The 26,478-nt window shown below is 71.2% G+C and carries 23 protein-coding genes; 7 read left to right on the plus strand and 16 right to left on the minus strand.

Going from position 1 to position 26,478, the window contains the following annotated elements:
- Positions 1-478: 478 nt before the first annotated feature.
- Positions 479-907 carry a Ros/MucR family transcriptional regulator gene (locus tag BLT59_RS03145; RefSeq protein ID WP_091776430.1) on the plus strand — a complete coding sequence of 143 codons (429 nt, stop codon included), beginning with the start codon at positions 479-481 and terminating at the stop codon, positions 905-907.
- A 215-nt stretch (positions 908-1,122) separates the two neighbouring features.
- Here BLT59_RS03145 and BLT59_RS03150 read toward each other — a convergent pair whose 3' ends face one another.
- Positions 1,123-2,076, minus strand: a complete 954-nt coding sequence (locus BLT59_RS03150; RefSeq protein ID WP_244513804.1) for a PAS domain-containing protein — start codon at positions 2,074-2,076, stop codon at positions 1,123-1,125.
- A gap of 795 nt (positions 2,077-2,871) precedes the next feature.
- Here BLT59_RS03150 and BLT59_RS03155 point away from each other — a divergent pair.
- A complete protein-coding gene (locus tag BLT59_RS03155; protein WP_091776434.1) occupies positions 2,872-3,807 on the plus strand; it encodes a sugar kinase in 936 nt (311 codons plus the stop codon).
- Between the two features lie 118 nt (positions 3,808-3,925).
- A complete protein-coding gene (locus BLT59_RS03160) occupies positions 3,926-4,720 on the plus strand; it encodes a DUF502 domain-containing protein (RefSeq protein WP_173009277.1) in 795 nt (264 codons plus the stop codon).
- Positions 4,721-4,933: 213 nt separating this feature from the next.
- On the opposite strand, the gene BLT59_RS03165 is transcribed toward BLT59_RS03160, so the two are convergent.
- Together BLT59_RS03165 and recG are read right to left on the minus strand one after the other, a co-directional pair.
- Complete coding sequence (locus tag BLT59_RS03165) at positions 4,934-5,257, minus strand: hypothetical protein (protein ID WP_091776438.1); 324 nt, start codon at positions 5,255-5,257, stop codon at positions 4,934-4,936.
- Positions 5,258-5,542: 285 nt separating this feature from the next.
- Positions 5,543-7,750, minus strand: coding sequence for an ATP-dependent DNA helicase RecG (recG, locus tag BLT59_RS03170; RefSeq protein ID WP_244513805.1), 2,208 nt, complete (start codon positions 7,748-7,750; stop codon positions 5,543-5,545).
- Between the two features lie 98 nt (positions 7,751-7,848).
- On the opposite strand from recG, the gene BLT59_RS03175 reads away from it, so the two are divergent.
- Positions 7,849-8,733 (plus strand): alpha/beta fold hydrolase, encoded by an 885-nt coding sequence (locus tag BLT59_RS03175; RefSeq protein WP_091776442.1) that lies wholly within the window; start codon positions 7,849-7,851, stop codon positions 8,731-8,733.
- Positions 8,734-9,062: 329 nt separating this feature from the next.
- Positions 9,063-10,316: a UbiH/UbiF family hydroxylase gene (locus tag BLT59_RS03180; RefSeq protein ID WP_091776568.1), complete on the plus strand. Its 1,254-nt coding sequence runs from the start codon at positions 9,063-9,065 to the stop codon at positions 10,314-10,316.
- A 158-nt stretch (positions 10,317-10,474) separates the two neighbouring features.
- On the opposite strand, the gene BLT59_RS03185 is transcribed toward BLT59_RS03180, so the two are convergent.
- Both BLT59_RS03185 and BLT59_RS03190 read right to left on the minus strand, forming a co-directional pair.
- Entirely contained in the window at positions 10,475-10,819 is a 345-nt protein-coding gene (locus BLT59_RS03185) for a hypothetical protein (protein WP_091776444.1), read from the minus strand.
- A 161-nt stretch (positions 10,820-10,980) separates the two neighbouring features.
- Entirely contained in the window at positions 10,981-12,267 is a 1,287-nt protein-coding gene (locus BLT59_RS03190; protein ID WP_244513806.1) for a class I adenylate-forming enzyme family protein, read from the minus strand.
- 439 nt (positions 12,268-12,706) lie between these two features.
- Between BLT59_RS03190 and BLT59_RS03195 the strand changes: the two genes are divergently transcribed.
- A complete protein-coding gene (locus BLT59_RS03195) occupies positions 12,707-13,492 on the plus strand; it encodes an invasion associated locus B family protein (protein ID WP_091776445.1) in 786 nt (261 codons plus the stop codon).
- Between the two features lie 121 nt (positions 13,493-13,613).
- Here the strand turns inward: BLT59_RS03195 and BLT59_RS03200 are convergent, their stop codons facing one another.
- From BLT59_RS03200 to BLT59_RS03215, 4 genes are all read right to left on the minus strand, one after another.
- Entirely contained in the window at positions 13,614-14,090 is a 477-nt protein-coding gene (locus tag BLT59_RS03200) for a DUF4424 family protein (RefSeq protein ID WP_244513807.1), read from the minus strand.
- A 79-nt stretch (positions 14,091-14,169) separates the two neighbouring features.
- The gene (hspQ, locus tag BLT59_RS03205) at positions 14,170-14,508 is read right to left on the minus strand and encodes a heat shock protein HspQ (protein ID WP_091776447.1); all 339 of its coding nucleotides are present in this window, start codon (positions 14,506-14,508) and stop codon (positions 14,170-14,172) included.
- Between the two features lie 47 nt (positions 14,509-14,555).
- Entirely contained in the window at positions 14,556-14,954 is a 399-nt protein-coding gene (locus BLT59_RS03210) for a nuclear transport factor 2 family protein (RefSeq protein ID WP_091776449.1), read from the minus strand.
- A gap of 10 nt (positions 14,955-14,964) precedes the next feature.
- Positions 14,965-15,687 (minus strand): DJ-1/PfpI family protein, encoded by a 723-nt coding sequence (locus BLT59_RS03215; protein ID WP_091776451.1) that lies wholly within the window; start codon positions 15,685-15,687, stop codon positions 14,965-14,967.
- A gap of 54 nt (positions 15,688-15,741) precedes the next feature.
- Here BLT59_RS03215 and BLT59_RS03220 point away from each other — a divergent pair, with 54 nt between their 5' ends.
- Positions 15,742-16,725, plus strand: a complete 984-nt coding sequence (locus BLT59_RS03220) for a GlxA family transcriptional regulator (protein ID WP_091776453.1) — start codon at positions 15,742-15,744, stop codon at positions 16,723-16,725.
- A 4-nt stretch (positions 16,726-16,729) separates the two neighbouring features.
- On the opposite strand, the gene BLT59_RS03225 is transcribed toward BLT59_RS03220, so the two are convergent.
- The 7 genes from BLT59_RS03225 to BLT59_RS03255 all read right to left on the minus strand — a co-directional run bounded on the left by BLT59_RS03225 (position 16,730) and on the right by BLT59_RS03255 (position 26,327).
- Complete coding sequence (locus tag BLT59_RS03225; protein WP_091776455.1) at positions 16,730-17,083, minus strand: endonuclease domain-containing protein; 354 nt, start codon at positions 17,081-17,083, stop codon at positions 16,730-16,732.
- 377 nt (positions 17,084-17,460) lie between these two features.
- Positions 17,461-18,510: an HpcH/HpaI aldolase/citrate lyase family protein gene (locus tag BLT59_RS03230; protein ID WP_091776457.1), complete on the minus strand. Its 1,050-nt coding sequence runs from the start codon at positions 18,508-18,510 to the stop codon at positions 17,461-17,463.
- Between the two features lie 141 nt (positions 18,511-18,651).
- Complete coding sequence (locus BLT59_RS03235) at positions 18,652-20,013, minus strand: DUF2778 domain-containing protein (protein WP_091776459.1); 1,362 nt, start codon at positions 20,011-20,013, stop codon at positions 18,652-18,654.
- Positions 20,014-20,199: 186 nt separating this feature from the next.
- Positions 20,200-21,540 (minus strand): AmpG family muropeptide MFS transporter, encoded by a 1,341-nt coding sequence (locus BLT59_RS03240; protein WP_091776461.1) that lies wholly within the window; start codon positions 21,538-21,540, stop codon positions 20,200-20,202.
- A gap of 285 nt (positions 21,541-21,825) precedes the next feature.
- Positions 21,826-25,422, minus strand: a complete 3,597-nt coding sequence (gene mfd / locus BLT59_RS03245; protein WP_091776463.1) for a transcription-repair coupling factor — start codon at positions 25,420-25,422, stop codon at positions 21,826-21,828.
- A 352-nt stretch (positions 25,423-25,774) separates the two neighbouring features.
- Positions 25,775-26,005, minus strand: a complete 231-nt coding sequence (locus BLT59_RS03250; protein WP_091776465.1) for a hypothetical protein — start codon at positions 26,003-26,005, stop codon at positions 25,775-25,777.
- A gap of 25 nt (positions 26,006-26,030) precedes the next feature.
- Positions 26,031-26,327 carry an FAD assembly factor SdhE gene (locus tag BLT59_RS03255; RefSeq protein ID WP_091776466.1) on the minus strand — a complete coding sequence of 99 codons (297 nt, stop codon included), beginning with the start codon at positions 26,325-26,327 and terminating at the stop codon, positions 26,031-26,033.
- Positions 26,328-26,478: the final 151 nt, after the last annotated feature.

A 26,478-nucleotide genomic window follows, 5' to 3' on the forward strand; every position in this document is an offset into this window, starting at 1 on the left:
GTGGCCTTGGCCAGGCGCCAGCGCCGGCGCGCCGGCCGCGGATAACCTTGACGAGGCCCGGGATCCTGCCGCGCCCTGCCTCAGGAAAAGCCCGCAGGCCGCAGCGCAACCCTCTCGCGGCGGGGCAGCGTCCCTGATCGGCCCATATCTCCACGACTGATTCGCACGATCGCAGCCTGTCATCGCGCGTTCGTTCGAAGTCATCGCCGACAGGACGCCAAACCAAATCTCAACGCTGCACAATATTTGCGACGACATCGAAGCAGGGCAACCTCATGTTGCTTCAGAAGAACACAAAACGTTCAAATAACATCTTGAGATAAACTCTAGACAAATTGACCAGTCTTTGTATAGTTACGTGCCAATCTTGGCAGACTCGAAGCAGTTTGACGTATGATTGGGCGATAAATGCCGATCAAACTCTCGGCTTTATCGATGCGTCAATCACCGTGCCTCGACTCTCTGTATTGGGGGATTTATGAATACGATCGATTTGAATGAAAAGACTTCAGATCTGAATACAGACCTGATCAAGTGCACAGCATCACTGGTTGCGGCCTACGTGTCCCGCAATGTGGTGGGTGTGGGCGACCTTCCGGTTCTGATCGACCAGGTACACACGGCCATCTCGGTGCTTCAGGGAAGCGCCTCGGGATCCGGTCCGGGCTGGACCGGTCCAACCGCGGCACAGATCGAGTCCTCGATCCAGCAGGATGGCCTGATCAGCTTCATCGACGGCCGGTCCTACAAGACGCTGAAGCGTCACCTCACGGCACACGGCCTCACGCCAGAGCGTTACCGGGCCAAGTACGGCCTGCCCGCCGACTACCCGATGGTCGCCCCGGGCTACGCCGCCAAGCGCTCGGAGATCGCCAAGGCGATCCAGCTCGGCCACAAGGCGGCCTGAGGTGGAGCGGCCTGCCCCGCCCTCCGTCGGCGGCCCGTCCGGGGCGCCGTCGGAAGCGGGTGCGGGAGCGCATGACGGCGGATCGCCTGATCCGCCCGTCCCGGTCTCCGCGCTGGGGCTGGGGGGCCCTCACGGCGGCCCACGCGCGGAGTCGGGCTCCGGTGCGGCGCGACAGGACGGATCCCGCGCATTCGCCCGTCGGGTGCGGGTGTCGCTCAGATCCGGGCGACCGCCAGGGTCCCATCGTCGATGGCAACGAAGCGGACACCCGCCCGGCGCAGCGCCTCGACCGCCTGCAAGCGGGAGCGGCTTCCCCGATGCTCGCTGTCCTCCTCCAGACGCCGCACCGTGGAATGCGACAGGCCGCTGGCCTGGGCGAGATTCATCATCGACCAGTCGAGGAGAGCCCGCGCGGCCCGCAGGTGATGCCCCGCCACGGACTGCTCAAGGCCCTCCTGCAGGCCGGCAACGGACGGGACGTGGTTGCGGACAGGATATTTCAGTCCGCAGCGGCCCAGATAGGTCCCGTCCGGATCCCAGACCGGCATCGTCAGGATCCGGAAGTGCCAGAGATCGCCGTTGGCGAGGCGCTCGTGGGCCGTCCGCTGGAAGAAGACCCGGCGCTCGATCTGTTCCAGAGCCGCCGCCCGGAAGGCCTCGCGCTCTTCGGGAACGATCAGGAGATACGGATCGGCGCAGATCTCCTCGATGGGGAGGCCGTGGACCTGGGAGACGGCGATCGGGATGTCCCGGATGAGGTCGAGCCCCATCGAGAAGGTCGTGATATGCTCCGTGAGATAGAGCGCGCCCTGCCGGCGGCGCTCCTCGTGCCGCAGACGGGCCATCTGCTCGCGGTCGCTCACGTCGAGCGCCGTGCCATTGAGGGCGACAGGTCGCCCTTCCGCCGAGAACCGCACCTCCATCGTCAGGGAGAGGGTGCGCACCGTGCCGTTCGTTCGGATCACCCGGACGATGACCTCGCGCGGGACGTGTCCCTGCCGGATATCGGCCATCGCCGGCATCAGGTGCCGGTCCTCCGGATGGATCAGGCTCAGCAACAGGTCATAGCGCGCCTTCGCGGCATTCGGAGCGAGCCCGAGCAGCCGGTAGAACCCCGGAGACCAGACCTGCTCCCCGCCGGCGAAAACCCAGCTCCAGGCACCGCTCATTCCCCGACTCTCCGTGAGAGTCAGGAACTCTCCCGAAGAAAACGTCAGAGCACTCAAAGCACTATGGAACATCTCGGCACCGCATAATCCGTGTCATCATATTTTCTGATCGAGCACAAGAACTTTCCGCCATGAAATTCAAAATACGTTCAAACATGGCGCGCAAAGTCGGACGCATGTTTGCTCACATCATCGTTTCATGCGATGAATCACTGATATAATATCGGCGAATATTTTCTGGTTTCGTGCGCATACACTTTTCTGCCATACTCGACGACAAGGGTGGAGCGACGTCCCGGATCTCTCCCTGAAACTCGGGCGAGCGCGGCCGGACACCGCCCAGCAGCGGCGCGACCAACACCCGCTCGAAATCAGCCGCATGTGCGAACACCGCTTTCGCCGATCTCGTGTTTCACATTTATGATTGTCCACGAAATTTCTGAAGACCTCTAACACGACACGACTTCAGATTTCACGTTTTCGATTTCGATGATTCTGATATACTGCTGGTAATTAATATGGAATACCGCTTAATTGCAGAAATTTAACCAGCAAAAATCTATGATTATAACCGTTCGTGAGCGACATATTATTTCTCATTGCATTCCGCTCCCGAGCGCGCCTACCGGCTCACCAGATTGCCGGACGGCGCTGACAAGTGCGGATCCGCAATCCAGGCGCCCGCCTCAGACCCGCTCCTTGCCGGATCGACCTGGCGAGACCGGGACCGGCGGGCCGTTGACAGGTCGGGCCGAACAATGCGGGGAGACAGGGTCGCGCACCGGGAGGAACCGCATGAGGGTCGCCTGCATCGGCGAGTGCATGGTCGAACTGTCCGAGCGCCCGGACGGAAATCTGGTTCGTGGCTTCGGCGGCGACACGCTGAACACCGCGCTCTACCTCGCGCGCCTCGGCGTCGCGGTCGATTACGTGACGGCGCTGGGCGACGATATCTGGAGCGACGAGATGGCGGCCGCTTGGGCGCGCGAGGGCATCGGGCTCGACCAGGTCCGGCGGTTGCCAGGCCGGATGCCGGGTCTCTACATCATCCGCACGGATGCCAACGGCGAGCGCAGCTTCCACTATTGGCGCGACCGCGCCGCCGCCCGGGACCTCTTCACCGAACCGCGCGCCGCCGAGACCGCGGCGGAACTCGCACGCTACGACCTCGTCTACCTGTCCGGCATCAGCCTCTCGCTCTACGGCGAGGACGGGCGCGCCGCCCTGTTCGAGACCCTGTCACGCCTGCGGGACCGGGGCGGCCGGGTCGCCTTCGACACCAACTATCGCCCCCGTGGCTGGCCCGACCGGGACGAGGCCTGGGCGGCCTTCCGCACGGCCCTGGCTCTGGCCGACCTGATCTTCGCCTCGGCGGAGGATCTGGACTGGCTCTTCGGCCCGACAGGCGAGGACGAGGTCCTGCGCCACCGTGGCCGGGCCGAGATCGTGCTCAAGAGCTCGGACGGATCCGGCCCCGCCGCCCGGGTTCTGTACGACACAGGTGACACCTCCGTGCCGGCCGGGCGGGCGGCGCGGGTCGTCGACACGACGGCCGCGGGTGACAGTTTCGCTGCGGGCTACCTCGCCGCGCGCCTCGCCGGGCTGGCGCCGGAGGCCGCCGCCGCCGAGGCGCATCGCCTGGCCGGGGCGGTCATCGGGCATCGCGGTGCCGTGATTCCGCGGGAGGCGATGCCGGTTCCCGCCTTTCGGAAGCCCGGCCCAGGCGTCTGAGGGTCGCCGGGCCAGGGAAGCCCACCCTTGAGGCGGACAAGCGCAACCGCTACCTCTGCCAACGGGGGAGGATCCCCGCAGCTTCATCGCCGCGCGTGGTGCGGCCGAGAGGGCACCCGTGGCGCTGAGTCCCCCGCCGATCCAGGTCCCCGAGCCCGACGCCGCTGCGGCGGGCGGCGCCCCGAAAACGCGGGTCAGTGCACGCGGCCGGCTGCGCACCTACTTCCTCACCGGCATCATCGTGGCCGGCCCGCTGGCGATCACCGCCTACATCACGTGGTGGTTCATCGCGCTGATCGATTCCTTCGTGAAGCCGCTCGTGCCGACGAGCTACCTGCCGGACCATTACCTGCCGTTCTCGATCCCGGGGCTGGGCCTCGTCATCGCGTTCCTGGCGGTGACGCTGCTCGGCTTCCTCACAGCCAACCTCGTCGGTCGGTCGGTGATCGAGTTCGGCGAGGTCCTGCTGGCGCGGACGCCGGTGATCTCGGGCCTCTACAAGGGCCTGCGGCAGATCTTCGAGACGCTGTTCTCGGCCAACGGCACCTCGTTCCGCACGGTGGGGCTGGTGGAGTTCCCCGTGAAGGGCACGTGGTCGGTGGTGTTCCTGTCCGCCCCCGCGGCGCCGGACATCGAGGGCGCGCTGCGCGCCCGGGGCGCCGCCGCGGACGAACTCGTCGGCGTCTTCCTGCCCTGCGCACCCAATCCGACTACGGGTTTCTTCTTCTACCTGCCGCGGGCCGAGGTGGTGGAACTCCACATCAGCGTCGACGACGCGGCCAAGCTGGTGATGTCGGCGGGGGTGATCCAGCCGGAGGACCCGCAAGGGCGCCTCAACGCCATGGCGGCGTCCCTGCGGGCGGCTCATCAGGCGGGCGGCCCGGCACCGCGACGGGAGCCCCAGGACGCGTGAGGGCGTCCCGGCCGGAGACAACAGGCGGGCCTGTCCCATCCTCCAGCTCATCCGGACGCGCCGCGTTGCGGAGGCCTCCAGGATGAGGTCGCGGGTTGGACGAACGTTGTTCAAGCCGTTGCGTCCCGTGATCGGGAAGGACGATCGGCCATGAAAAAAGGTCGCCTCGCGCGAGCGAGGCGACCCTCAAGCCTTCAGACTGCCGGAAGCGGCTCAGCGCTGCAGCGAGGCCGTCTGCGGCGCGATGGTCGGCGGGGTTGCCTGCGCAACCGTCACGGCAGTGCGGGGCGCCGTCGGGCCCCAGCCTGCGGCGCATTGCAGGGTGAGCGCGAGGCCCAGCGCGATGCAGAGCCCGTTGGCGGCCAGCCAGAAGGGGCGGGCGGCCCGGCGCACGGCAGCCTGCAGCTCGTCCGCGGTCTTGCTCGCCGCCTCGGCGGCACCATCCGAGATCGGCAGAAGCCAGGGCTCGGTCGGCAGGGCGTGGGCACCGGCCATCTCGTGGGAGCCCGGCAGGCCTTGGAACAGTCCGTTCGACATGTCCGTCCTCCAGATTCGTCCGTGATGTCCCGGCTTACCGGGCCATTCGTTCATCTCCAGTTAAGGGAAGAATGTGGCTGATGCAAGGTCACGAGGCCTGTCCGGAGCCGGCCGGACCGCCCGCACGGCGCCGCCAAGCTTCAGAGACCCTAGGCTAAGCACCTGATCACATTCATCTTCTCAGGAAGCCTGTGACATTGCCGCATCGAACTACCGATCTGGCTGGTCGGGGACGATGCCGGGTCCAGCCATTCAGGAACGCCGGACTTTCCTGAACGACTCCGTTCATCCGGCCCCGATCAGCCGGATCGCAGCCTCCCGCTCGAACAGGTAGAGCAGGGCTCGCAGCGCCTGCCCCCGCGGGCTCTTCAGCCCGGGATCGCGCTCCACGATCATCCGCGCGTCGTCGCGGGCCGCCTCCAGAAGGGCGGCGTCGCTCTCCAGCCGCGCCAGCCGGAACGCGGCCATGCCGGATTGCCGCGTGCCGAGCACCTCGCCCTCGCCGCGCAGCTTCAGGTCGGCCTCGGCGATGCGGAAACCGTCCTCGCTCGCGCGCATCATCTCCAGCCGGGCCCTGGACACCTGCCCGAGTGGTCCCCGGTAGAGCAGCAGGCAGGAGGAGGCCTTGGAGCCGCGCCCGACCCGGCCGCGGAGCTGGTGCAACTGCGCCAGACCGAACCGCTCCGCATGCTCGATCACCATGATGGTGGCCTCGGGCACGTCGACCCCGACCTCCACCACCGTGGTCGAGACCAGGAGCTTGGTCTCACCGGCGGCGAACCGCGCCATGGCGGCGTCCTTCTCGGGACCCGGCATCTTGCCGTGGATCAGCCCGACGGCATCGCCGAAATGCTTCCGCAGGTCGTCGAAGCGCTCGGCCGCGGCGGCGAGGTCGACGAACTCCGATTCCTCGACCAGCGGGCAGATCCAGTAGACCCGCTCGCCCCCGGCGATCGCCCGGGCGAGGCCGGCCACGACCTCGTCGATCCGCTCGGTCGGCAGCGTGATCGTGCGGATCGGCTGCCGGCCGGCGGGCTTTTCGTCGAGGATCGACACGTCCATGTCGCCGAAGAAGGTCAGCGCCAGTGTGCGGGGGATCGGCGTCGCGGTCATGACCAGGAAGTCCACCGCCTCGCCCTTGGCGCCGAGCGCCAGACGCTGGTGGACGCCGAACCGGTGCTGCTCGTCCACCACCGCGAGGCCGAGATCGCGGAAGGTCACCGCCTCCTGGAAGAGGGCATGGGTGCCGACCAGGATGTCGATCTCGCCGGCGGCGAGGTCGGCGAGCGTCGCCTTGCGCTCCGCGGCGCGGTCGCGTCCGGTCATCAGGCGCAGGCGCAGGGACCCCGCCAGCGGCTTCAGCCGCTCGAAATGCTGCCGCGCCAGGATCTCGGTCGGCGCCATCAGGGCGGCCTGGCGCCCGGCCTCGACCGCCGAGGCCATGGCGAGCAGCGCCACCGCGGTCTTGCCCGAGCCGACATCGCCCTGGAGCAGGCGCAGCATCCGCCGGGGCGCGGCGAGGTCGGCGCGGATCTCCGCCACCGCCCGCGCCTGGGCGCCGGTCAGCGCGAAGGGGAGGGCGGATTCGAGGCGGGCGCTCAAGGCCCCGTCCCCGGCATTGACCCGGCCGGCCTTGCGCCGCTGGCGGGCGCGCAGGAGCGCCAGGGCCAGCTGCGAGGCGAGGAGTTCGTCGTAGGCGAGCCGCTTCCGGGACGGCGTCGCGGGCGGCGGCTGGAGCGGATCCTCGGCCTTCGGGGGCGCCTCCTCGGGGCGGTGCTCGAGGCGGAGCGCGTCCGCGAAGGTGGGCAGGCGGTTCCGCTCCAGCCAGGCCGGGTCCTGCCATTCCGGCAGGACCGGCAGCCGGTCGAGGGCCGCGACCGCGAGCTTGTTGATCGCCCGCGAGGTCAGCCCCTCGGTGGCGCCGTACACCGGCTCGACGGCGGGCAGCTCGGCGAGCCCCGCCTCGTCGACGATCCGCGACGGGTGGACCATCTGGCGGGTGCCGTCCCACAGGTCGATCCGGCCGGTAATGTAGCGATGCGCGCCGAGCGGCAGCATCTTCTCAACCCGGGCGCGGGGCATGCCGAAGAAGACCAGCGAGATGTCGCCGGAGGCATCCTCCACCTGCACCCGGTGCGGGCGCTTGCCCGATCCGATCTGGGCCGGGCGGTGCGCCACCACGGTGACGCCGATCGTCACCGGCTCGCCGGTCGGCGCCTCGCTGATCGAGCCCATGAGCTTCCGCGCCACGCCGCCCTGGGGCAGGTGGAAGAGGAGGTCCACGACCCGCGCCTCGCGCTCGGGGGTGCCGAGCAACTTCTCGATGAGTGGCGCCATCTTCGGCCCGATCCCCGGAAGGGCCCGGGCCGGCGCGAACAGCGGATCGAGGATGCTCGGCCGCAGGGCAGGCGCGGGGCCGGCCTCCCCGCCCGGCTCGTCGGCCGCGTCGGGGTCGTTCAAGGCCGGATCCTGAGGCGCGCGTGCATCTGTCATGACGGTTCGGCGGACATGGTGCCGGAGGCGCCTTATCATCCCGTGCATCCCGACGCGCCAGTGCGTCAGGATGGAGACCGACTCCGGAGATCGATCCCATGGCCCGCGACTTCCTGCCGGGTTTCGACCGGCACCGGATCGAGACCGCACCCGGCGTGACGATCAACGCCCGCTCGGCCGGATCCGGGCCGCCGGTGCTGCTGCTGCACGGGCATCCGCAGACCCTGTCGACGTGGCTCCACGTCGCGCCGCGCCTCGCGGAGCACCGCACGGTGGTGGCGATGGACCTGCGCGGCTACGGCGATTCGGCCAAGCCGCCGGGGGGCGAGCGCCACGCCGCCTATGCCAAGCGCGCCATGGCGGCGGACGCGGTGGCGGTGATGCGGACGCTCGGCCACGAGCGCTTCGCCGTCGTCGGCCATGACCGGGGCGGGCGCGTCGCCCACCGCCTCGCCCTTGACCACCGCCAAGCGGTCGAGCGGATCGCGGTGTTCGATATCGCGCCCACCGCGACCATGTATGCGCGCACCGACAAGGATTTCGCCACCCGCTATTTCTGGTGGTTCTTCTTCATCCAGCCCCATCCCCTGCCGGAGACGCTGATCGGGGCCGATCCGGAATACTTTCTGCGCCACCATGTCGAGGGCCAATCCAAGACCCCCGGCTCGACTCCGCCGGACCTCTTCGCCGAGTATCTGCGCTGCTATGCCGACCCGGCCTGCCGCCACGCGATCTGCGAGGATTACCGGGCGGCGGCCGGGATCGACCTCGAGCACGACGCCGCCGATTCGGAGACCCGGATCACGGCGCCGCTGCTGGCGCTCTGGGGAGCGAAGGGCGTGGTCGGCCAGACCTACGACGTGCTGGAGACGTGGCGCGAGAAGGCGGTCGATGTCTCGGGCCGGGCCCTTGATTGCGGCCACACCCTCCAGGAGGAGCGGCCGGACGCGGTTTTCTCGGAGCTGGCGGCGTTCCTGCGCTGAGGCGGCCGCCGGCCCGGAACAGGTCGACGGCGAGATGGGCCGTGATGGTCTCGCCCGGGGCTGCCGCGTCGACGGAACCTGGCCCCGCACAGCACTCGGCGGAGAGCCACTCGCTCAGGGAACAGTTCGGCGGCGATTGGCCGGCTGTAGCAGGTGCGCCACCGAGCTGCGGCGCTGTGGCCTTCGCGGATCGGGCTTGGCAGAGATACCCGAAAGCTCAGATACGGGCACGGGCCGCGCGGATGCCGGACCGCGAGCCCGGCCTGGTCGAGGGCCGCGGCGATGCGGGTCGGCGGCCCGACGAGCGGATGGAGAGCGTGCGGGGCAGCATGTCCGAAGGAGCCAAGTTCGAGGGGGCCGCAGGGACCGAGGCCGAAGCGGCCGGCACACCCTTCGCGGTCGCCGTCGTCGGGGCCGGGGCGGCGGGGCTCGCCGCCGCGCTGGCGGTCGCGCGCGAAGGAATCCCCACGGCGCTGGTCGGCCGCCACGCCCCGGTGGCGGACGGGCGGACCGTGGCGCTTCTCGACGGGTCGGTGCGCTTCCTGGGGGCGCTCGGCGCCTGGGCCGCGGTGGCGCCGCAGGCGAGCCCGCTCTGCGAGCTCCAGATCGTCGACGACACCGGCAGCCTGTTCCGGCCGCCGCCGGCGCGCTTCCGCGCCGCCGAGATCGGCCTCGACGCCTTCGGCTGGAATGTCGAGAGCGCCCGCCTGGTCGAGAGCCTGCGCGCCTGCGCCCGGGCGCAGGACAACCTCACCCTGGTCGAGGCGGACGCCGCCGGCGCCGTGCCCGGTGAGACGGCCGCGTGCATCGCGCTGGCAGATGGGGGCGCGGTCGAGGCCCGGTTGGTGGTGGGGGCCGACGGGGCGCACTCGCCGCTGCGGGCCGCCAGCGGCGTCCGCGTGCGCAGCTGGGCCTATCCACAGAGCGCGATCACCACGATCCTCGCCCATGAGCGCCCGCATCGCGACGTCTCCACCGAGTTCCACACCCGGTCGGGACCCTTCACCCTGGTGCCGCTCCCGGGCGGCCACCGGTCCAGCCTGGTCTGGGTGACCGGGGAGGGGGCGGCCCGGCGGCTCGCCGCCCTCGACGACGCGGCGCTGGGGCAGGCGGTGGAGCGGCAGGCCCGGGCGATGCTCGGTGCCATGCGGGTCGACGGTCCCCGGGGCCTCGTGCCCATGCGCGGTCTCGCGGTGGCGACCCCCGTGGCACCGCGGCTGGCGCTGATCGGGGAGGCGGCCCATGTCTTCCCTCCGATCGGCGCGCAGGGGCTCAATCTCGGCCTGCGCGACGCCGCGACCCTGCGCGACGCGGTGCTGGCCGCCGCTCGCGACCGCCGCGATCCCGGCTCCCGCGCCGTGCTCGACGGCTACGCGCGGGCGCGCCGCGTCGACACGGCGGCGCGCACCGCCGCGGTCGATCTCCTCAACCGCAGCCTGCTCACCGACCTGCTGCCGGTGGACGCGCTGCGCGGCCTCGGCCTGCTGGCGATGACGCAGCTCGGACCGCTGCGGCGCCTGGTGATGCGGGAGGGCGTGCTGCCCCGAATCGGCGCGCCGGAATTGATGCGCGCGGCGCGCTAGCGGAAACCGGCCGCAGGGCCGCCGTCCTTGCGAGCGGAGCGAAGCAATCCAGGCGGCGCTACGATGCCGGATGTCGCTGCGCCCGGCATTCCTTCGTTCGCGCGCAGAACCGAAGCGCCGTCAAGGCGGACGCTCTGCCGAGAACCGAAAGGAGAACGTCAGAGGTCCGGCTGGGCGGCCACGTAGGCGCCGAGGCGGGTCGCCAGATCGACCGGGCCGCCGGCCCTGGCCTCGCTCGAATCACCGATGAGAATCACCGGGATGCCGCGGTCGCGCAGATGACCGCGCAGGCGGGCGGCGCGGCGCGCATAGGCGGGATCGCGGCGGGTGGGCGCCTGCAGAAGCACTGCGGCCGGGCGGGCGATCACGGCAAGGACGTCGTCCGCCGCCTCCATCGAGGCGGTTACGCTCGCATATCCGAGGCTGGCCAGCTCGCCCGAAAGGGACCGGTCCACGGCGCGGACGCCGTCGTCGACCACGAGCACTTGTTGCAGCGCACCCATAAGCTTGAGCGGTACTCCATCCGGGCCGGCTTGGAAAGATAGCCGTCACGACAATCCGATGCAGAACCCGCGAACAGGCGGATCGGATCCGTCGGCCCGTGTGCAGATGCGAGATTATCTGCGCAGCCTGAGCGCCGGATGAACCGGCGGCCGGCCGCCGTTCAGGCTTCCGCAATGGACACGGCCGTTCCACCCGACAGGAGCGGCCTGTAGCCCGTGCTCCGCCACGCCAGTGGATCCGTCCGGGGGGTCTCGCCGCGGGGGAGCGCGGTCGCCGCGCAGGCAAGCCCGCGACAGGCGAGGTCGCCGTCCACCCCGCGCGCAAGGTCCAGAAGCTCGCGGGGCAGGAGGGCCTGCTCCGGATCGGCCAGGGTCGCGGCGACGTCGTTCAGACCGGGGCGCGTCAGCACCGCCGCCTCGCCCAGCACCAGGGAATCGAGGCGCTGCGGCCCCGCGAGCCCGATGGTCCGCAGGGTCAGCCGCGCGGGCGCACGGTGGACCACGTCGAGGACGCGGACAGTCCAGGGCAGCGGCAGGGTGGCGAGGGCCGATTCGAACAGGGCCGGAACCACGAGCCGGGTCGGCACCGGCCGCAGCAGGGCGGCACGGAACCCGGCCTCGTCGAAGGGCAGCACGCTCTCCAGGCCGGCGCCGGCCGCCAGGACGGCGCCGAGGCCGGTTACGAGGCCGCGCAGGTCGTGGCCGGGCAGGAGCGTCAGGACCCGCTCGTCCGCAGTCAGGGGCAGCGCGTCGAGATGGGCGGCGACCGCCGCCGCGAACGCCGCGGCGGTGCGGTAGACCGGCCGACCGGGGTCACCGCCCGCGAAGGTGACGAGCCCGCGGCTCGCCGCCGGCTCGACCACGCCCCGCTCCAGGGCCATGGCATCGAGGCTGATCACGCCGTCCGGGACGCTCGGACCGAAAGCCGCAAGGTAGCGCAGGCCGAAATGGCGCATGGCCGCGCGGGTGAGGTCCTCCGCGGGCCGGCGCGCGCCGCGGCGGCCCTCCGTCAGCACGGCCACGAGGCCTGCCGCCTCGATCCCGGCGGAGAGTTGCGCGCAGTCCCAGAGGGCGGGCATCGCACAGGGCAGATGGCCCGCCGCCTCGACGGCGAGGTGGGCGAGGGCCGATTCGGCGCCTCCGGAGAACCACAGGCCGATCCGGCTGCCGGCCGGAAGCCGCCATGCACCGATTCCGCGGGCGAGCCGCCCGACGATCTCGGCGGCGGCCGCGTAGGTCCAGGTGATGGACGGGCGCCCGCACCACGCGACGCGGTCGCCCGAATCACGCAGGATCGTGCGCTGCGGGCCCGCAAGCGCCGCCGCGAACAGGCCGGTCGCGAGACCGTCGGACAAGCCGCCGAACAGGCTCCCGGACGGCTTCCCGGATCGCGCGGGTGCGTCCGATGTGGCGTCGGCCGCCCACTCCGCCACCGCCAACGCGCTCACCCCGCCCCCGCCATCCTGCAGAACTCCCACCATGGTCGACCCGGCAGGGTTAACCGACCGCTAAGAGGGCCGCGGCCGGAGGGCGCCGACGGTGCGGTCCGATCACGCGCTCGTGCCTCGCGCCGGCACAACGTCGTGCTTGCGGCGGGGCGGATGGGGGCCTATCGGGGGCCGGGCGCGACCAGGACGGTTCTGACAGCCTCCTCGGCCGCGATGTCATGCCTTCGCCTCATTCGAGGGGAAAGGCAGGCCGCCCGGTCGCCGGGGTGAGGGATGCGCGCAGACGGGCGCCCGTCCCGCCCGATGGCCGGACCGATTCATCCGGAGTTCCGGGTGGCACGCCAACGCGGCGGGCATCCGGACGCTCCGGCGGACCTGCCGCCAGGCCGGATCCGCATCCTGCCAGCCACACCACGTCTCTTCCAAGGGGTCAGAGCCGATGTCCTTCACCCGCACCGCGACGCTCGCGCGCGCCGCCCTCCTCGGCCTCGCGGGCCTCGGCCTCGCGGCCGCGCCGGCCCTGGCGCAGCCGAAGAAGCCCGCCGCTCCCGCGCCGGCCGCCCCGGCGCCGACCGCCCCGGGTACCCCGGCGGCCAACACCCCGGCCGCCCAGACCGGCCCGCAGATCGTCGCCGTCAAGTCCGAGCCGAGCCAGGCCGACTGGACCAAGGTCTGCGGCAAGGATCAGGGTTCGGGCACCGACATCTGCTACACGACCCGCGACTTCGTGTCCGACCAGGGCCAGCCGGTGCTGGCCGTGGCGGTCTACGAGATGAAGAACGCCGCCCAGAAGCAGGAGGTGCGCGTGGTGCGTTACCTGCTGCCGCTGGGCCTGCTGCTGCAGCCGGGCATCCGCTTCAGCGTCGACGGCCAGGCGGCGACCGCCGGCCGCTTCGCCGTCTGCTTCCCGAACGGCTGCTTCGCCGAGGCCGGCGGCGTCGATGCCGGCGTGATCGCCGCGATGAAGAAGGGCACGACCCTCAACGTCTCGGTTCAGAACCAGACCCAGCGCGAGGTCACCTTCGCGGTGCCGCTGGCCGGCTTCGGCAAGGCCTTCGACGGCCCGGCCATCGACCCGAAGGTGCTCGAGGAGCAGCAGAAGAAGCTCCAGGCCGAGTTGGAGAAGCGCTCCGAGGATATGCGCAAGAAGCTCGAGCAGCAGGGTGGCGCCGCCGGCGCGGCTCCGGCCGCCGGCGGCGCGGCTCCCGCCCCGGCCGCCAAGTAAGCGCTTCGCGCCCGCGTTCCTCCGGGATCGCCATCGACCCGCCGCGCGGCGGGTCCGTATCCGGGGCCGGGCCGCGAGGTCCGGCCCTTCGCGTTTGATCCGCCCGGCGGGATCTACCGCTTCACCAAGGTTCCCGGATTCGGCTGGACGAACAGCACGCGCAGGTCGTGATCGGGGACGTAGTCCCGGGCCCCCAGCGGAACGTGGTCGGCCCGGTCTTCCGGATGTCCGCGCGGCAGAAGCTCACGACTGCCTCCGGACTGCCCCTGTCGACCATGAGGGTGGAGCCGGCGAAGCTCGGGCTGTCGGGCTGCGGCAGCGCGAGGGCCGAGAAGCTGAGTTCCCGCCCGTCGATCGGCAGCAACGGGAAGGCGATCCGGACCGTGCGCGGCTCCTCCACCTGATTGCGGAACAGGTACGTCACGCTGATCCGGTCGCTGGCGATCGACCGGTCCTCGCTCACCAGCACGATCCCAGGCTCGCGCCGCAGGACCAGGCCGCCAGCACCGAGTTCGGCAGCGCTGTCATTGGCGCGGGCCAGGCTCGTGAGCAGGCCGGCAGCCAGAAATGCGCCGGCGCAACGGGGCTTGGCGACCATCGAGCGGGCTCGTCGAGCGGCACCAGCCGCCTCGGCCTAGCGCACTGCGCTTGCCAGGATCTTGACGAGCCCGGCCCGCTCAGTTGGTGGCGCGGTCGCGCATCCGATAGGCGCCCGCGGCGTCGCGCTCGAACATCTCGGCGATGCCGGCGTGGCGCAGGGCCTCGCCCGACGTGTCGGGCAGAAGGTTCTGCTCCGACACGTAGGCGACGTATTCCGTCTCGGCGTTCTCGGCGAGCAGGTGATAGAACGGCTGATCCTTGCGCGGCCGGACTTCCTCGGGGATCGCCAGCCACCATTCCTCGGTGTTGTCGAAGACTGGGTCGACGTCGAACACGACCCCTCGGAACGGGTAGATCCGGTGGCGCACCACGGCGCCGATCGCGAATTTCGCGGTTCTGAGTGTTACGTCCGACATGGTTCAACCCGTCCAGATTGGACAGATAGGTCCGATGACGGATTGTGTCACCCGGTCGCCGCGGAAGTCGGCGCTTCCGCAGTGCGTGCCAGGCGGTCCCGGACGGCGATCGCCTCCGGCAGCGACCGCCACAGGACGGTCATCTCGGCGCTGCGCCCGGCCGCGTCGAGGCGCCAGTAATCCATCCCGTCGAGCCGGTGCGGGCCGGCTGTCACGCCGAAGAAGGCGGCCGCGTGCGCGGGGCCTTCCAGGATCTCGCGGATCTCGAAAGCGTCGACCGCCGCCAGCAGGGCGTCGACCACCGGCCGGATCACCGCCTTCCCGCGCACGGGCTCGACGGCGAGCGGGGTGTTGAGCACCACCCCCTCGGCCATCTGCGCCAGCATGGCGTCCCGGTCCTTCGCCGCCAGGGCGGCCGCGAAGCCGCGAACGTGGGTGAGGTCCATCGGAAGTCTCCTACGGGATCCGGATACCGAGCTCGGTCGCGATCGCCCGGGCGGTGGCCTCGCGCCGGACCGTGATGTCGGCCGCCGCCGCCCGCACCCGCGCCACGATGGCCGGGGAGGCCGTGCGCGGCGTGCCGCTGTCGAACGGGGGCTCGGGGGCGTACTGCATGCCGAGCTGGATGGTCCGGGCGGCCTCCTCGCCGCGCAGCGCGGCGGCGAGTTGCAGCGCCCCGTCGATGCCCGCGGTGACGCCGGCCGCGAACACCCAGGTGCGGTCGTCCGCGTCGCGGTCGATTACCACGCGTGCGTCCACCGGCTCGGCGCCGAAGAACGGGAGGAGGTGCACGGCGTTCCAGTAGGTCGTGGCCCGCCGCCCGACCAGCAGGCCGGCCGCGCCGAGGACGAGGGCGCCGGTGCAGACCGAGAGGACGTGGCCGGCCCCGGCCACCTGGTCGCGGATCCAGCCGAGCACGGCCGCGTCCCGCATCAGGGCCTCCTGGCCCGTGCCGCCCGGGACGTGCAGCACGTCGAGCCGCGGGGCCTCCGCGAGCGTGGCATCCGGCAGCATCCGGAGGCCGCGGACGTCGCGGACGGGCTCCGGGCCCGGCGCGTAGACCCGGTAGGTGCTGTTGGGCACCCGGGAGAGGACCTCGAACGGGCCGGTGAGGTCGATCTGGTCGAGCCCCTCGAACAAGAGCGAGCCGATCTGCAGGTGAGTGTCGGGCGGGATCATTCCGAAGCCTCCGTGGTGGACAGGAAGACCCTACCGCGTCAGGATCTGGCCGAAATGCCAAAGACCCCTCGTTCCTCGCCAGATGCGCCGCGGCCGGTCGAGGTGCTGGCCTTCCCGGCGGTGCAGCTCCTCGACGTGGCCGGGCCGCTCCAGGTCTTCGCCACCGCCAACGAGCACGGCGGCGCCGGGATACCCTACGCGCCGCGGGTGATCGCGGCCGGCGACCCGGGGCTCACCGCCTCGGCCGGCCTGCGGCTGGTGGCCGACCCGCTGCCGGATCCCGACGCGCCGGTGGACACGCTGGTGATCGCGGGCGGCCCCGGCGTCGTCGCGGCCTGCGACGACGCCGCCCTGGTGGCCTGGGTGCGGGCGCGGGCGGGCCAAGCCCGCCGGGTCGCCTCGGTTTGCACCGGCGCGTTCCTGCTCGGGGCGGCGGGGCTCCTCGACGGGCGGCGGGCCGTGACCCACTGGAAGCATTGCGGCGCGCTCGCCGCACGCTACCCGCAGGCCCGGATCGAGCCAGACCCGATCTTCGTGCGCGACGGCCCGGTCTGGTCCTCGGCGGGGGTCACGGCGGGCATCGACCTGACCCTGGCGCTCGTCGAGGAGGATCTCGGCCGCGCGACCACCCTTGCGGTGGCGCGCCACCTCGTGATGTTCCTCAAGCGCCCCGGCGGGCAGGCGCAGTTCAGCGCAGCGCTGGCCCTGCAGGCGGGCGAGGAGCGGTTCGGGCGGCTCCACGCCCACATCGCCGACAACCTGGCGGGCGACCTGTCGCTGCCGGCGCTCGCCGCGGCGGCCGGGATGAGCGCGCGCAGCCTGAGCCGGCACTATCTGGAGGCGACCGGCCTGACCCCCGCGAAGGCCGTGGAGCGCCTGCGGGTCGAGGCGGCCCGGCGCGCGCTCGCCGAGACGGCGCAGCCGGTGAAGCGCGTCGCCCGGACCTGCGGCTTCGGCTCCGAGGAGACGATGCGGCGCAGCTTCCTGCGGCACGTCGCGGCGACGCCGCAGGAGTACCGGGCGCGGTTCGGCAGGTGAGGTGTCAGACCGTGTCGCGGCGTTCGAGGGCCGCCAGGATCGTCTCGCGCACGCCGTCGCGATGGTCGTGGATGTCCCCGTTCGGGATGCGGAGCAGGGCGAAGCCGAGCGATTCGAGGATCGCGGTCCGCGCGGCATCCCGGGCGATCTCGCCGGCGGTCGAGTGCGTTGCCCCGTCGACCTCGACGATGAGTCTGGCCTCTACGCAGGCGAAGTCGACGACGAACCGGTCGATCGGGTGCTGGCGGCGGAATTTCCAGCCGTTGAGCGCGCGATTGCGCAACACGCGCCACAGCTCGGCCTCGGCGCTTGTTTGCGCGCGCCGCAGGCTGCGGGCGCGCGGGATCGATCTGCTCACCGCGCGGTTCCGGCAACGCAGTTGCGGACCCGGTAAATTATACGGAGGCCTCGCTTGCGCGGGCCTGACCCGACGACGCGCTCGGGTCCGCGACGACGCCGGTCCAGACCGGCGCGACGCGTCCCTCTCCCGTGCGGGAGAGGGTTGGGGTGAGGGACGAGAACGCCCAGGATCAAGCACGTGATCGACGTGCCGACAGGGCGCGCTTATTCCGGACAGACCTGATCCCTCACCCTGTCCGTCTCCCGACGGATCTCGGGCCTGCCCGAGATCCGCCCTGAGAAGCCCAAGTCGGGCAAGCCCGACTTGGGTGGAGAGGGGACCCGCGCTTCGTCCCGTCGCCGCGGCGCACACGACGCCCGAGTCCGGCAGCGCGCTCACCCCAGCTTGTAGACCGCTGCCAGATCCGGGTCCTTCGCGGCCACCAGCCGGGCGAGGTCCACGATGACCTTGGCCTGCTTCCAGGTGGCGTCGTCCTGCATCTTGCCGTCGAGCATCACCGCCCCGGTGCCGTCCGGCATGGCCTCGACGATCCGGGCCGCGAAGGCCACCTCGGCCGGGTCGGGGGCGAAGACCCGCTTAGCGATCGCCACCTGGCTCGGATGCAGCGTCCAGGCGCCGGCGCAGCCCATCAGGAAGGCGTTGCGGAACTGCGCCTCGCAGGCCGCGCCGTCGGAGAAGTCGCCGAACGGGCCGTAGAAGGCCTTGATGCCGTTGGCCATGCAGGCATCGACCATTTTTCCGATCGTGTAGTGCCAGAGATCCTGCTGTGCCGTGGCGCGGGGGGCATCGCCGGAGGGGTCGCTGAGCACCCGGTAATCCGGGTGGCCGCCGCCGACCCGGGTGGTCTTCATGCCGCGCGACGCCGCGAGATCCGCCGGCCCGAGGCTCATGCCGTGCATCCGCGGCGAGGCCGACGCGATGGCGTCGACGTTGGCCACGCCCTCGGCGGTCTCCAGGATCGCGTGGACCAGGATCGGCTTCGTCACGCCGTGGCGCGCCTCGAGCTGGGCGAGCACCTGGTCGATGTAGTGGATGTCCCACGGCCCCTCGACCTTGGGCACCATCACCACGTCGAGCTTGTCGCCGACCTCGGCCACGATCGTGAACAGGTCGTCCAAGATCCAGGGCGAGTTGAGGGCGTTAATCCGGGTCCAGAGGCCGGTGCCGGTGGCGGCGAAGTCGGTGGCCTGGGCCATGGCCACGAAACCTTTGCGGGCCGCCTCCTTCTGGTCGGCTGGGACCGCGTCCTCCAGGTTGCCCAGCACCACGTCGACGGTCCCGGCGAGCTCCGGCACGCGGGCGCGGACCTTGTCGTTGTGGGGCGGCACGAAGTGGATCATCCGCTCCAGCCGTACCGGCAGCTCGCGGAACGGGGCCGGCGCGCCGGTGGCGAGGGGCTGGAAGAAGCGGCGGGGCAGTTTCATCGGGTGCCTCTTGTCAGGGCTGGCGTCTGAGCCCCGTTAAGGCAGCATAGGCGGGCGCGTAAAGCCGCGCCGCGCCAAAGTGATCTCGGACTTTCGTGATCTCGGACGTTCGGCCCAGCGCGCCTCCGGGGCCGCCGATCCTCAGCCCCGGCCGCCCCGGCGGCCGATCATGCCGATCCGGTTGAGGATGCCGCCGGCCTCGCTGCCGGCGACCACCACGAGGCGCCGGACCTCGCCCCGCAGGAAGGCCTGCAGGAAGCGGTTGTAGTCGCGGAACGAGACGCAGCCGTTCGAGGCGCCGGGCTGCCGCAGCATGTAGGTGTGGGCCAGCAGGCCGTCGCGGCCGTGGATCGCGGCGCTGCCCCCGACCGGATTGAGACGGATCGCCCGGACCCCGTGGAACAGGCGCTCGCGCTCGGTCAGCGTGTAGGTGCCGGGCGGGGTCGAGCCGCGCATGCGCAGGTGGACGTAGCGCGGGTTGTCCATGGCCTCGCCGAGGCCGGAATGGGCCTCCAGCACCTCGCCGGAGGGCAGCGTCACCGTGCGGGCGCTGATGTCGTAGACGGCCGTGCCGGCCACCGAATCGGGCTCCGGGCTGATCCGGGTGCGCGGCGCCTCCTGCGGCAGGGCGTCCGGGCTGGCATAGGCCAGCACCTGACGGGGCTCCTGACGGTTGTCCTGAGACGGCGCGGCGGCACCGACCCCGAACAGCTTCTCGAAGAAGGACGGCTCCTCGGCCATCGCGGCGCGGAACACGTCGCGGGTCCGGGGCAGGGCGCGGCTCGCCACCCGCGCGGGCGCCGCCGCCGGCGCGCGCCGCAACTCGGGCGGGCGCGCCACCGGCAGCGGCACGAGGGCGGACGCGGAAGCGAGGGCGGCGGGGCTGGGCTCGGCCGCGGCCATCCGGACCGACGCCCCTGTCCCTTTCTCGGCACCCTTCTCGCCGGCTTTCTCGGCGGCCTTGTCCGCCGCTCTCTCCGCGGCCCTGGCCTGGGAAATCCGGACCTGGGCGGTCCGCACCCGCTCCGCCTGGGCGACCTGCCGGGCGATCTCCCGGACCGCCGGGGACGGCGCGGCGGCGGCGATCTGGAAGCCGGCGGCCGGCGGGGCCTCGCCCCCGAAGGCCGTGGCGGTGCCGGAGCCCAGCGCCGGGCTCCGGTCGAGCATCCAGGCGAGGCTCGGCCGCGGCGCCGCCACGGCCTGCGGGACCGTCGCGGCGGCCGGCCCGGCCGCCGCGACGGTCTCCGCGTCGGGGCGGCCGGGCCCCTGCGGGTGGCTGAACACGGCCCAGCCGGCCAGGGTTGCGCCGGTGAGGGCGATGAGTGCCGTCAGCCGGGCGCGGCGACGGGCGCGCCGCATGGCGCTGGGGAACGGCGCCCGGGTGCGGACGACCGGATCGTAGGCGGTCTCAACGTAGGTGAGGCGCGGGGGCGCCGGTCGCACCGGTTCCGCGCTCGGATACGCGGTCTGGAACGCGGCTTGGGACAACGCAGCCTGGGCCATTCGGGAACTCGCGTACGCGCTTCCCCTGGGCAGCCGTCGCCGTTCGCCCGCGAAAGCCGTTTTCGCGCACGTGGCCCGGGTCGCCCGTCTGGGGAGGACATCAACCGTCCCCCCATTAAGCCGCGGTGTGGTTAATCCCCGCTAAAGAGACAGTTTCCGCGCGCGTTCCCGTGTTGGGACACAGCTTCAGGTGGCCCGACCGGGCGCGTCCACAGGCGCCTCCATCGGCCCGTGGCGGCGCGCGACCAGCAGGCAGAGCAGGGCCACCGGCACGCCGATCAGGGACGTCCCGACGAAGAACCACGCGAAGCCGGTCCACTCGATCACGAAGCCCGAGAACCCGGCGAGCAGGCTACCGGGCAGGGCGCAGAGCGAGGTCAGCAGGGCGTACTGGCTCGCCGCATGCGCGGTGGCGGAGAGCCGCGACATGTAGGTGATCAGCACGATCGACGCGAAGGCGTAGGCGAAGCCGTCGATTCCCACGGTCAGCGCGAAGGTCCAGAACGCCGCCCCGCCATGGCCGCCGTGCCAAGCGAGATAGGCCAGCGCGAGGTGCGAGGCCGAGGCCGTCACGGTGCCGATGAGCAGGCTCGCCATCATGCCGATCCGCGGGATGATGGCGCTGGCCAGGAAGGTGCCGCCCAGCGCGATCCAGAAGCCGAACAGCTTGGTCACGGTGGCGATGTCGGTGTTGGAATAGCCCAGCGTCTTGAACAGCGGGATCGCCATGGCGTTCGAGACGTAGCCGGGCATCCGGAAGCCCGCGACCAGCGCCAGCACCGGCACGGCGAGCGGCCCGAGCCGCGCGAGGAGGTCGCGGATCGGCGCCCAGACGGTCTCGACGAAGCCGCCGGTCGCCGGCGTCTCGGGGGCAGGGGGCTCGGGCGCCAGCAGGGCCGCGACCGTGCCCGGCGCCATCAGCGCCGCCATGCACAGGTAGGCGGCGCGCCAGCCATACGCGTCGGAGAGGTAGAGGGCGCCCGCACCCGCCGCGAGGTTGCCGATCCGGTAGCCGATCTCCGACCACGACGACATCAGCGCCTGCTGCTCGGGGGGCGCGGCGGTGATGCGCCAACCGTCGATGACCACGTCCTGGGTGGCGCCCGCGACCCCGAGCGCCAGGGAGAACGCCACCGTCCAGGCGAGCCAGTGGGCCGGGTCGCCGAAGGCGACGCCCGCGAGCGCCAGGGCGACGAGGATCTGCGTGGCGACGATCCAGCCGCGGCGGCGCCCGAGCCAGCGGCCCAGCAGCGGCGCGTCGTGGCGGTCGAGGAACGGCGCCCAGAGGAACTTGAGCTTGTAGGCGATGGTCAGCTCGCTCATCAGCCCGATCGTGGCGAGCGGCACCTTCGCCTGGACGAGCCATGCCGACTGCGTCGCGTAGACGAGCAGGAACGGGATGCCCTGCGCGAAACCGAGCCCGAGCACCGCGGCGACGCGCCGGTCAGTGAACAGCGGCGTGAGGAAGGCGCCTGTTCCGGCCTTCACCGGCTCGGGCACGCCGGTGACCTGCGCCGGGTTTGCCATCCACGCGTCTCCTGGGCTTTGGGGAGGAGAGAGCAGAGATGCGTCGAGCGTGCAACGATCGCGCGACTGTCGCCCTAATCCTGAAAGGAGGGCGCTTTTCCCCTCCCCCTTGCGGGGAAGGGCTTGGGGTGGGGGTGGTTCAGGATAAAGCGTCTCGGTGCCGTCTGCACCACCCCACCTCCAACTCCTCTTCGCAAGGGGGAGGAGAGAGCCCAGCGGCTAGATAGGTGTGAATATCGTAGCGATGAGGGGGCAGGTGGGAGGAGCGTTACTCGGCCTGCCCCTTTACGCCGCCTTCTTCGCCCGCCCGGCGATCGTCACGAGGCTGCGCAGCACCTCGGTGGCGGTCTTGAGCCGGGCCGGGACCGTATTCAGCTCGCGCACGAACACGACGCTCATGTCCGGCCGCACCTTCGCGAACGACGCCTGCTCGGCCACGTAGGCCACGAGCCCCTGCGGGTTGGCGTAGGACCGGTCGCGGAAGTGGACCACCACGCCCTTCGGTCCGGCCTCGACCTTCTCGACATTGGCCTTGCGGCACAGGATCTTGATCGTGCCGATCTTGAGGAGCTGCTCCACCTCCGGCGGCAGCGGCCCGAACCGATCGATGAGTTCCGCCCCGAAGCTCTCCATCTCGGCATCGTCCTGGATGGTGGCGAGCCGCCGGTAGAGCGCGAGCCGGACACCCAGATCCTCGACGTAATCCTCCGGGATCGTGACCGGCGCGCCGAGCGCGATAGTCGGCGACCATGCCTCCTCGGGCAGGTCCTCGATGCCGGCCTTGAGCGCCGTGACCGCGTCCTCCAGCATCTGCTGGTAGAGCTCGTAGCCGACCTCCTTGATGTGGCCCGACTGGGCGTCGCCCAGGAGATTGCCGGCGCCGCGGATGTCGAGGTCGTGGGAGGCGAGCTGGAAGCCCGCGCCCAGCGTGTCGAGGCTCTGGAGCACCTTGAGCCGCTGCTCGGCCTGGGCGGTGAGCTGGCGGTTCGCCGGGGTCGTGAACAGCGCGTAGGCGCGGGCCTTCGACCGGCCGACCCGGCCGCGCAGCTGGTAGAGCTGGGCCAGACCGAACATGTCGGCCCGGTGCACGATCAGCGTGTTGGCAGTGGGGATGTCGAGGCCCGATTCCACGATCGTGGTCGAGAGCAGCACGTCGAACTTGCCCTCGTAGAAGGCGGTCATCACGTCCTCAAGCTGGCCCGCCGCCATCTGGCCGTGGGCCACCGCGACCTTGATCTCGGGCATCTCGGCGTCGAGGAATTTTTTGACCTCCGCCAGATCCTCGATCCTGGGAACCACGTAGAAGGCCTGTCCGCCGCGGTAGCGCTCGCGCAGCAGCGCCTCCCGGATGGTCAGCGGGTCGAACGGCGTCACGAAGGTGCGCACCACCAGCCGGTCGACCGGCGGCGTCGCGATGATCGAGAGCTCGCGCACGCCCGTCATGGCGAGCTGGAGCGTGCGCGGGATCGGCGTCGCCGAGAGCGTCAGCACGTGCACGTCGGCCTGGAGCGCCTTCAGCCGCTCCTTGTGGGCCACGCCGAAATGCTGCTCCTCGTCCACGATGATCAGGCCGAGATCCTTGAAGGCGATGTTCTTGGCCAAGAGCGCGTGCGTGCCGACCACGATGTCGACCGTGCCGGCGATGAGCCCCGCCCGCGTCTGCTTCATCTCCGCCGCGGAGGCGAAGCGCGAGAGCTGGGCGACCTGAACCGGCAGGCCCTTGAAGCGCTCCGCGAAGGTTCGGAAATGCTGGCGGGCGAGCAGGGTCGTGGGCACGATCACCGCCACCTGCTTTCCGGAGATCGCCGCCGCGAAGGCGGCACGCAGAGCCACCTCGGTCTTGCCGAAGCCGACATCGCCGCAGACCAGCCGGTCCATCGGCCGGCCGGCATTGAGGTCGTCCAGCACCGCGTCGATGGCGTTGGCCTGATCCTCGGTCTCCTCGAAGGGGAAGCGGGCGGCGAACTCGCCGTAGAGCCCCTCGGGCGCCTGCAGGGCCGGAGCCTTCCGGACGAAGCGCTGGGCCGCGACCTTGATCAGCTCGCCCGCCATCTCGAGGATGCGGCGCTTCATCTTGGCCTTGCGGGCCTGCCACGCGCCGCCGCCGAGCCGGTCGAGGGCGACCTCGGCATCCTCCGAGCCGTAGCGGGTCAGGAGCTCGATATTCTCCACCGGCAGCAGCAGCAGGCCGCCGGTATATTGCAGCTCCAGGCAATCGTGCGGGGCGCCCGCGGCGTGGATCGTCTTGAGCCCGACGAAACGGCCGATCCCGTGGTCGGCGTGCACGACGAGGTCGCCGGGCTGGAGCGCCTGCACCTCCAGGATCACGTCCTGGGGCCGCTTGGCCTTGCGCTTCTGGCGGACCAGCCGGTCGCCCAGGATGTCGCCCTCGGAGACGACGGCCAGCTCGCCCGCGGTGAAGCCCGCCTCCAGGCCCCAGACCGCCACCGCCGCGTCGGTGCCGCGCTTCAGCGCGTAGACGTCGGTGAGCCGCGTGATCGCCACGGGCTTCTTCAGGCCGTGGTCGGTGAGCACGCCGCAGAGCCGGTCGCGGGAGCCGTCGGACCAGGCTCCCAGGATCACGTGATGCCCGGATCCCTGGAGGTCGCGGATATGCGCCACCGCGGCGTCGAACACGCTGGTATTCTCGTCGGCCCGCTCCGGCGCGAAGCTCCGTCCGGCCTTGGCGCCACAGTCGATCACGGCGCGCTCGGGCGAGTCGGGCTGCGCGAAGGGCGTCAGCCGCGCCACCGTGGCGGTGGCGATCCGCTCCTTCAGCTCGTTCGGCGTCAGGTAGAGGGCGCGGGGCGGCAGCGGCTTGTAGGGGGCGACGCCGGCCTGCGGCGTCTTCATCGCGCCCTCGCGGGCCTGATAGTAATCTTGGACGAGCGCGATCCGCTCGGCGGCGGCATCCTCGACCTGCGGATCGAACACGAGCGGCACCCCGCCGAGATAGTCGAACAGGGTGTCGAGGCCGTCGTAGAAGAGTGGCATCCAGTGCTCGAGGCCGGCATAGCGCCGCCCCTCGCTCACGGTCTCGTAGAGCCGGTCGTCCCGGGTCGCCGCGCCGAAACTCTGGATGTAGCCCTGGCGGAAGCGCCGGATCGTCTCGGTGGTGAGCTGGACCTCGCTCATCGGCATCAGGTCGAGCGAGCGGAGCTGGCCGGTGGTGCGCTGCGTCTCCGGGTCGAAGGCGCGGATCGATTCGAGCGTGTCGCCGAAGAAGTCGAGGCGGATCGGAGCCGGCAGGCCCGGCGGCGACAGGTCAAGGATGCCGCCGCGGACCGCGTACTCGCCGGTGTCGCGCACTGTGCCGGTGCGCAGGAAGCCGTTGGCCTCGACCCAGGCCACCACGTCGTCCATCGCCACGACGTTGCCGATCGCCGCCGAGAACGCCTCCCGGGCGATGTGCGCGCGGGGCGGCACCCGCTGCACCAGGGCGTTGACGGTGGTGCAGAGGATGCGCGGGCGATCCTCGGCCGAGCGGGTGCGGGCGAGGCGGGCGAGCGCGGTCATCCGGGCGGCGGCCGTGGCCGTGGTCGGCGAGACCCGGTCGTAGGGCTGGCAATCCCAGGCCGGCAGGCTCATCACGTCCATCTCGGGCGCGACGAAGCCGAGCGCCGCCTGGAACGAGGCCGAGCGCCCGGAATCCCGCGCCACGTGGACCAGCACCGCCGGCGCATCGACGGTCGGCGCCAGGGCGCGGGCGAGGTCGGCGAGCGCCAGCGCGTCGAAGCCCTCCGGGGCGTTCGCCAGGATCGGGCTGTCACCGCGCTTCAGGGCGTCGATCGCCCGGGCGAGCGCGGAGGATTTCGGCAGCGCGAAGCGCGCGACCGGCGGCTTGGCAGCGGGGGCGGGGGGCTTCGGCTGAGGCTTGGCCATCGGGTCTTTCGCGGGAAATCCCGCCGGGCGCGTCAGGGGTGATGATCAGGTGGCGTTAGCCGATCGGGCCGCCGCGATAAAGCACGGCGCCGGCGGCCGGGTGGCGGGACAGAGCCTATATGGAAGCTCCGTCGCGGCAGGGAACGGCCCTGCGCCGATGTGCGGCCGATCGTCGGTCAGGGCGTCGGTCAAGGAACGCGAATCCCCTCTCCCGTGCGGGAGAGAGACAGGGTGAGGGGCGTGCCCGATCCGGAGATGGCGGATCCCTCACCCCAACCCTCTCCCGCACGGGAGAGGGGCGTGTCGCGCCGCATCGGAGGCCGGAGCGTGAGGATCTCCGGGCCCGCGCTCCTCAGGCGTCCGGCCCGACGATCTCCGCCAGCGCCGCCTCGACCCGGCCGCGGAAGAAATCCGCGTTGGGCATGGGCTCGGTCATCGCGGCGGCGCGCGCCGTCGCCTGCCGGAGGATCTCTCCGCGCAGCGCCGGATCGGAGCGCTCCATCATCTCCAGCATGATCCGCACCACCAGCTCGGTGGCGATCGACCGGGCCGGGTGATCGTAATTGGGCTTGGACTCGTCCATCGCGGGCTCTCTCGACCGGTCGCTCTCAGGAATGGATCGGCGCGTCGTGCCGGTGGAACGCGCGCACGCGCTGCCAGACCGCCGTATCGTAGTTCGAGGGCGTCTCCGCCTCGCCGGTGAGCCACTTGAACAGGTCGCGGTCCGGCACCTCGATCAGCGCCTCGAACTGGTCGAGTTCCGCCTCCGACAGGTCGCCGATCGCGGCATCGGCGAAGCGGCCCATGATCAGGTCCATCTCGCGAATGCCCCGGTGCCAGGCGCGGTAGAGGAGGCGGCGGCGGCGCGGATCGAGGTCGGCGCTCGTGCGGGTGGTGCCGGACATGGATCTCGGACCTCGGCTCGGACAACGGGCAGAGCCTAGATAGGCGCCCGCGGCCGACGGATCCAGAACGGGGCCGTGGCCGGACGGGTTACAACCGGAGCGCGAGAGGGCAAAAACAAATTGCCTCCGGCCGACGCTCCGTTATCTCGAA

Origin of the sequence: Methylobacterium sp. UNC378MF (genome assembly GCF_900103195.1) — a bacterium.
Taxonomy (GTDB): Bacteria; Pseudomonadota; Alphaproteobacteria; order Rhizobiales; family Beijerinckiaceae; genus Methylobacterium.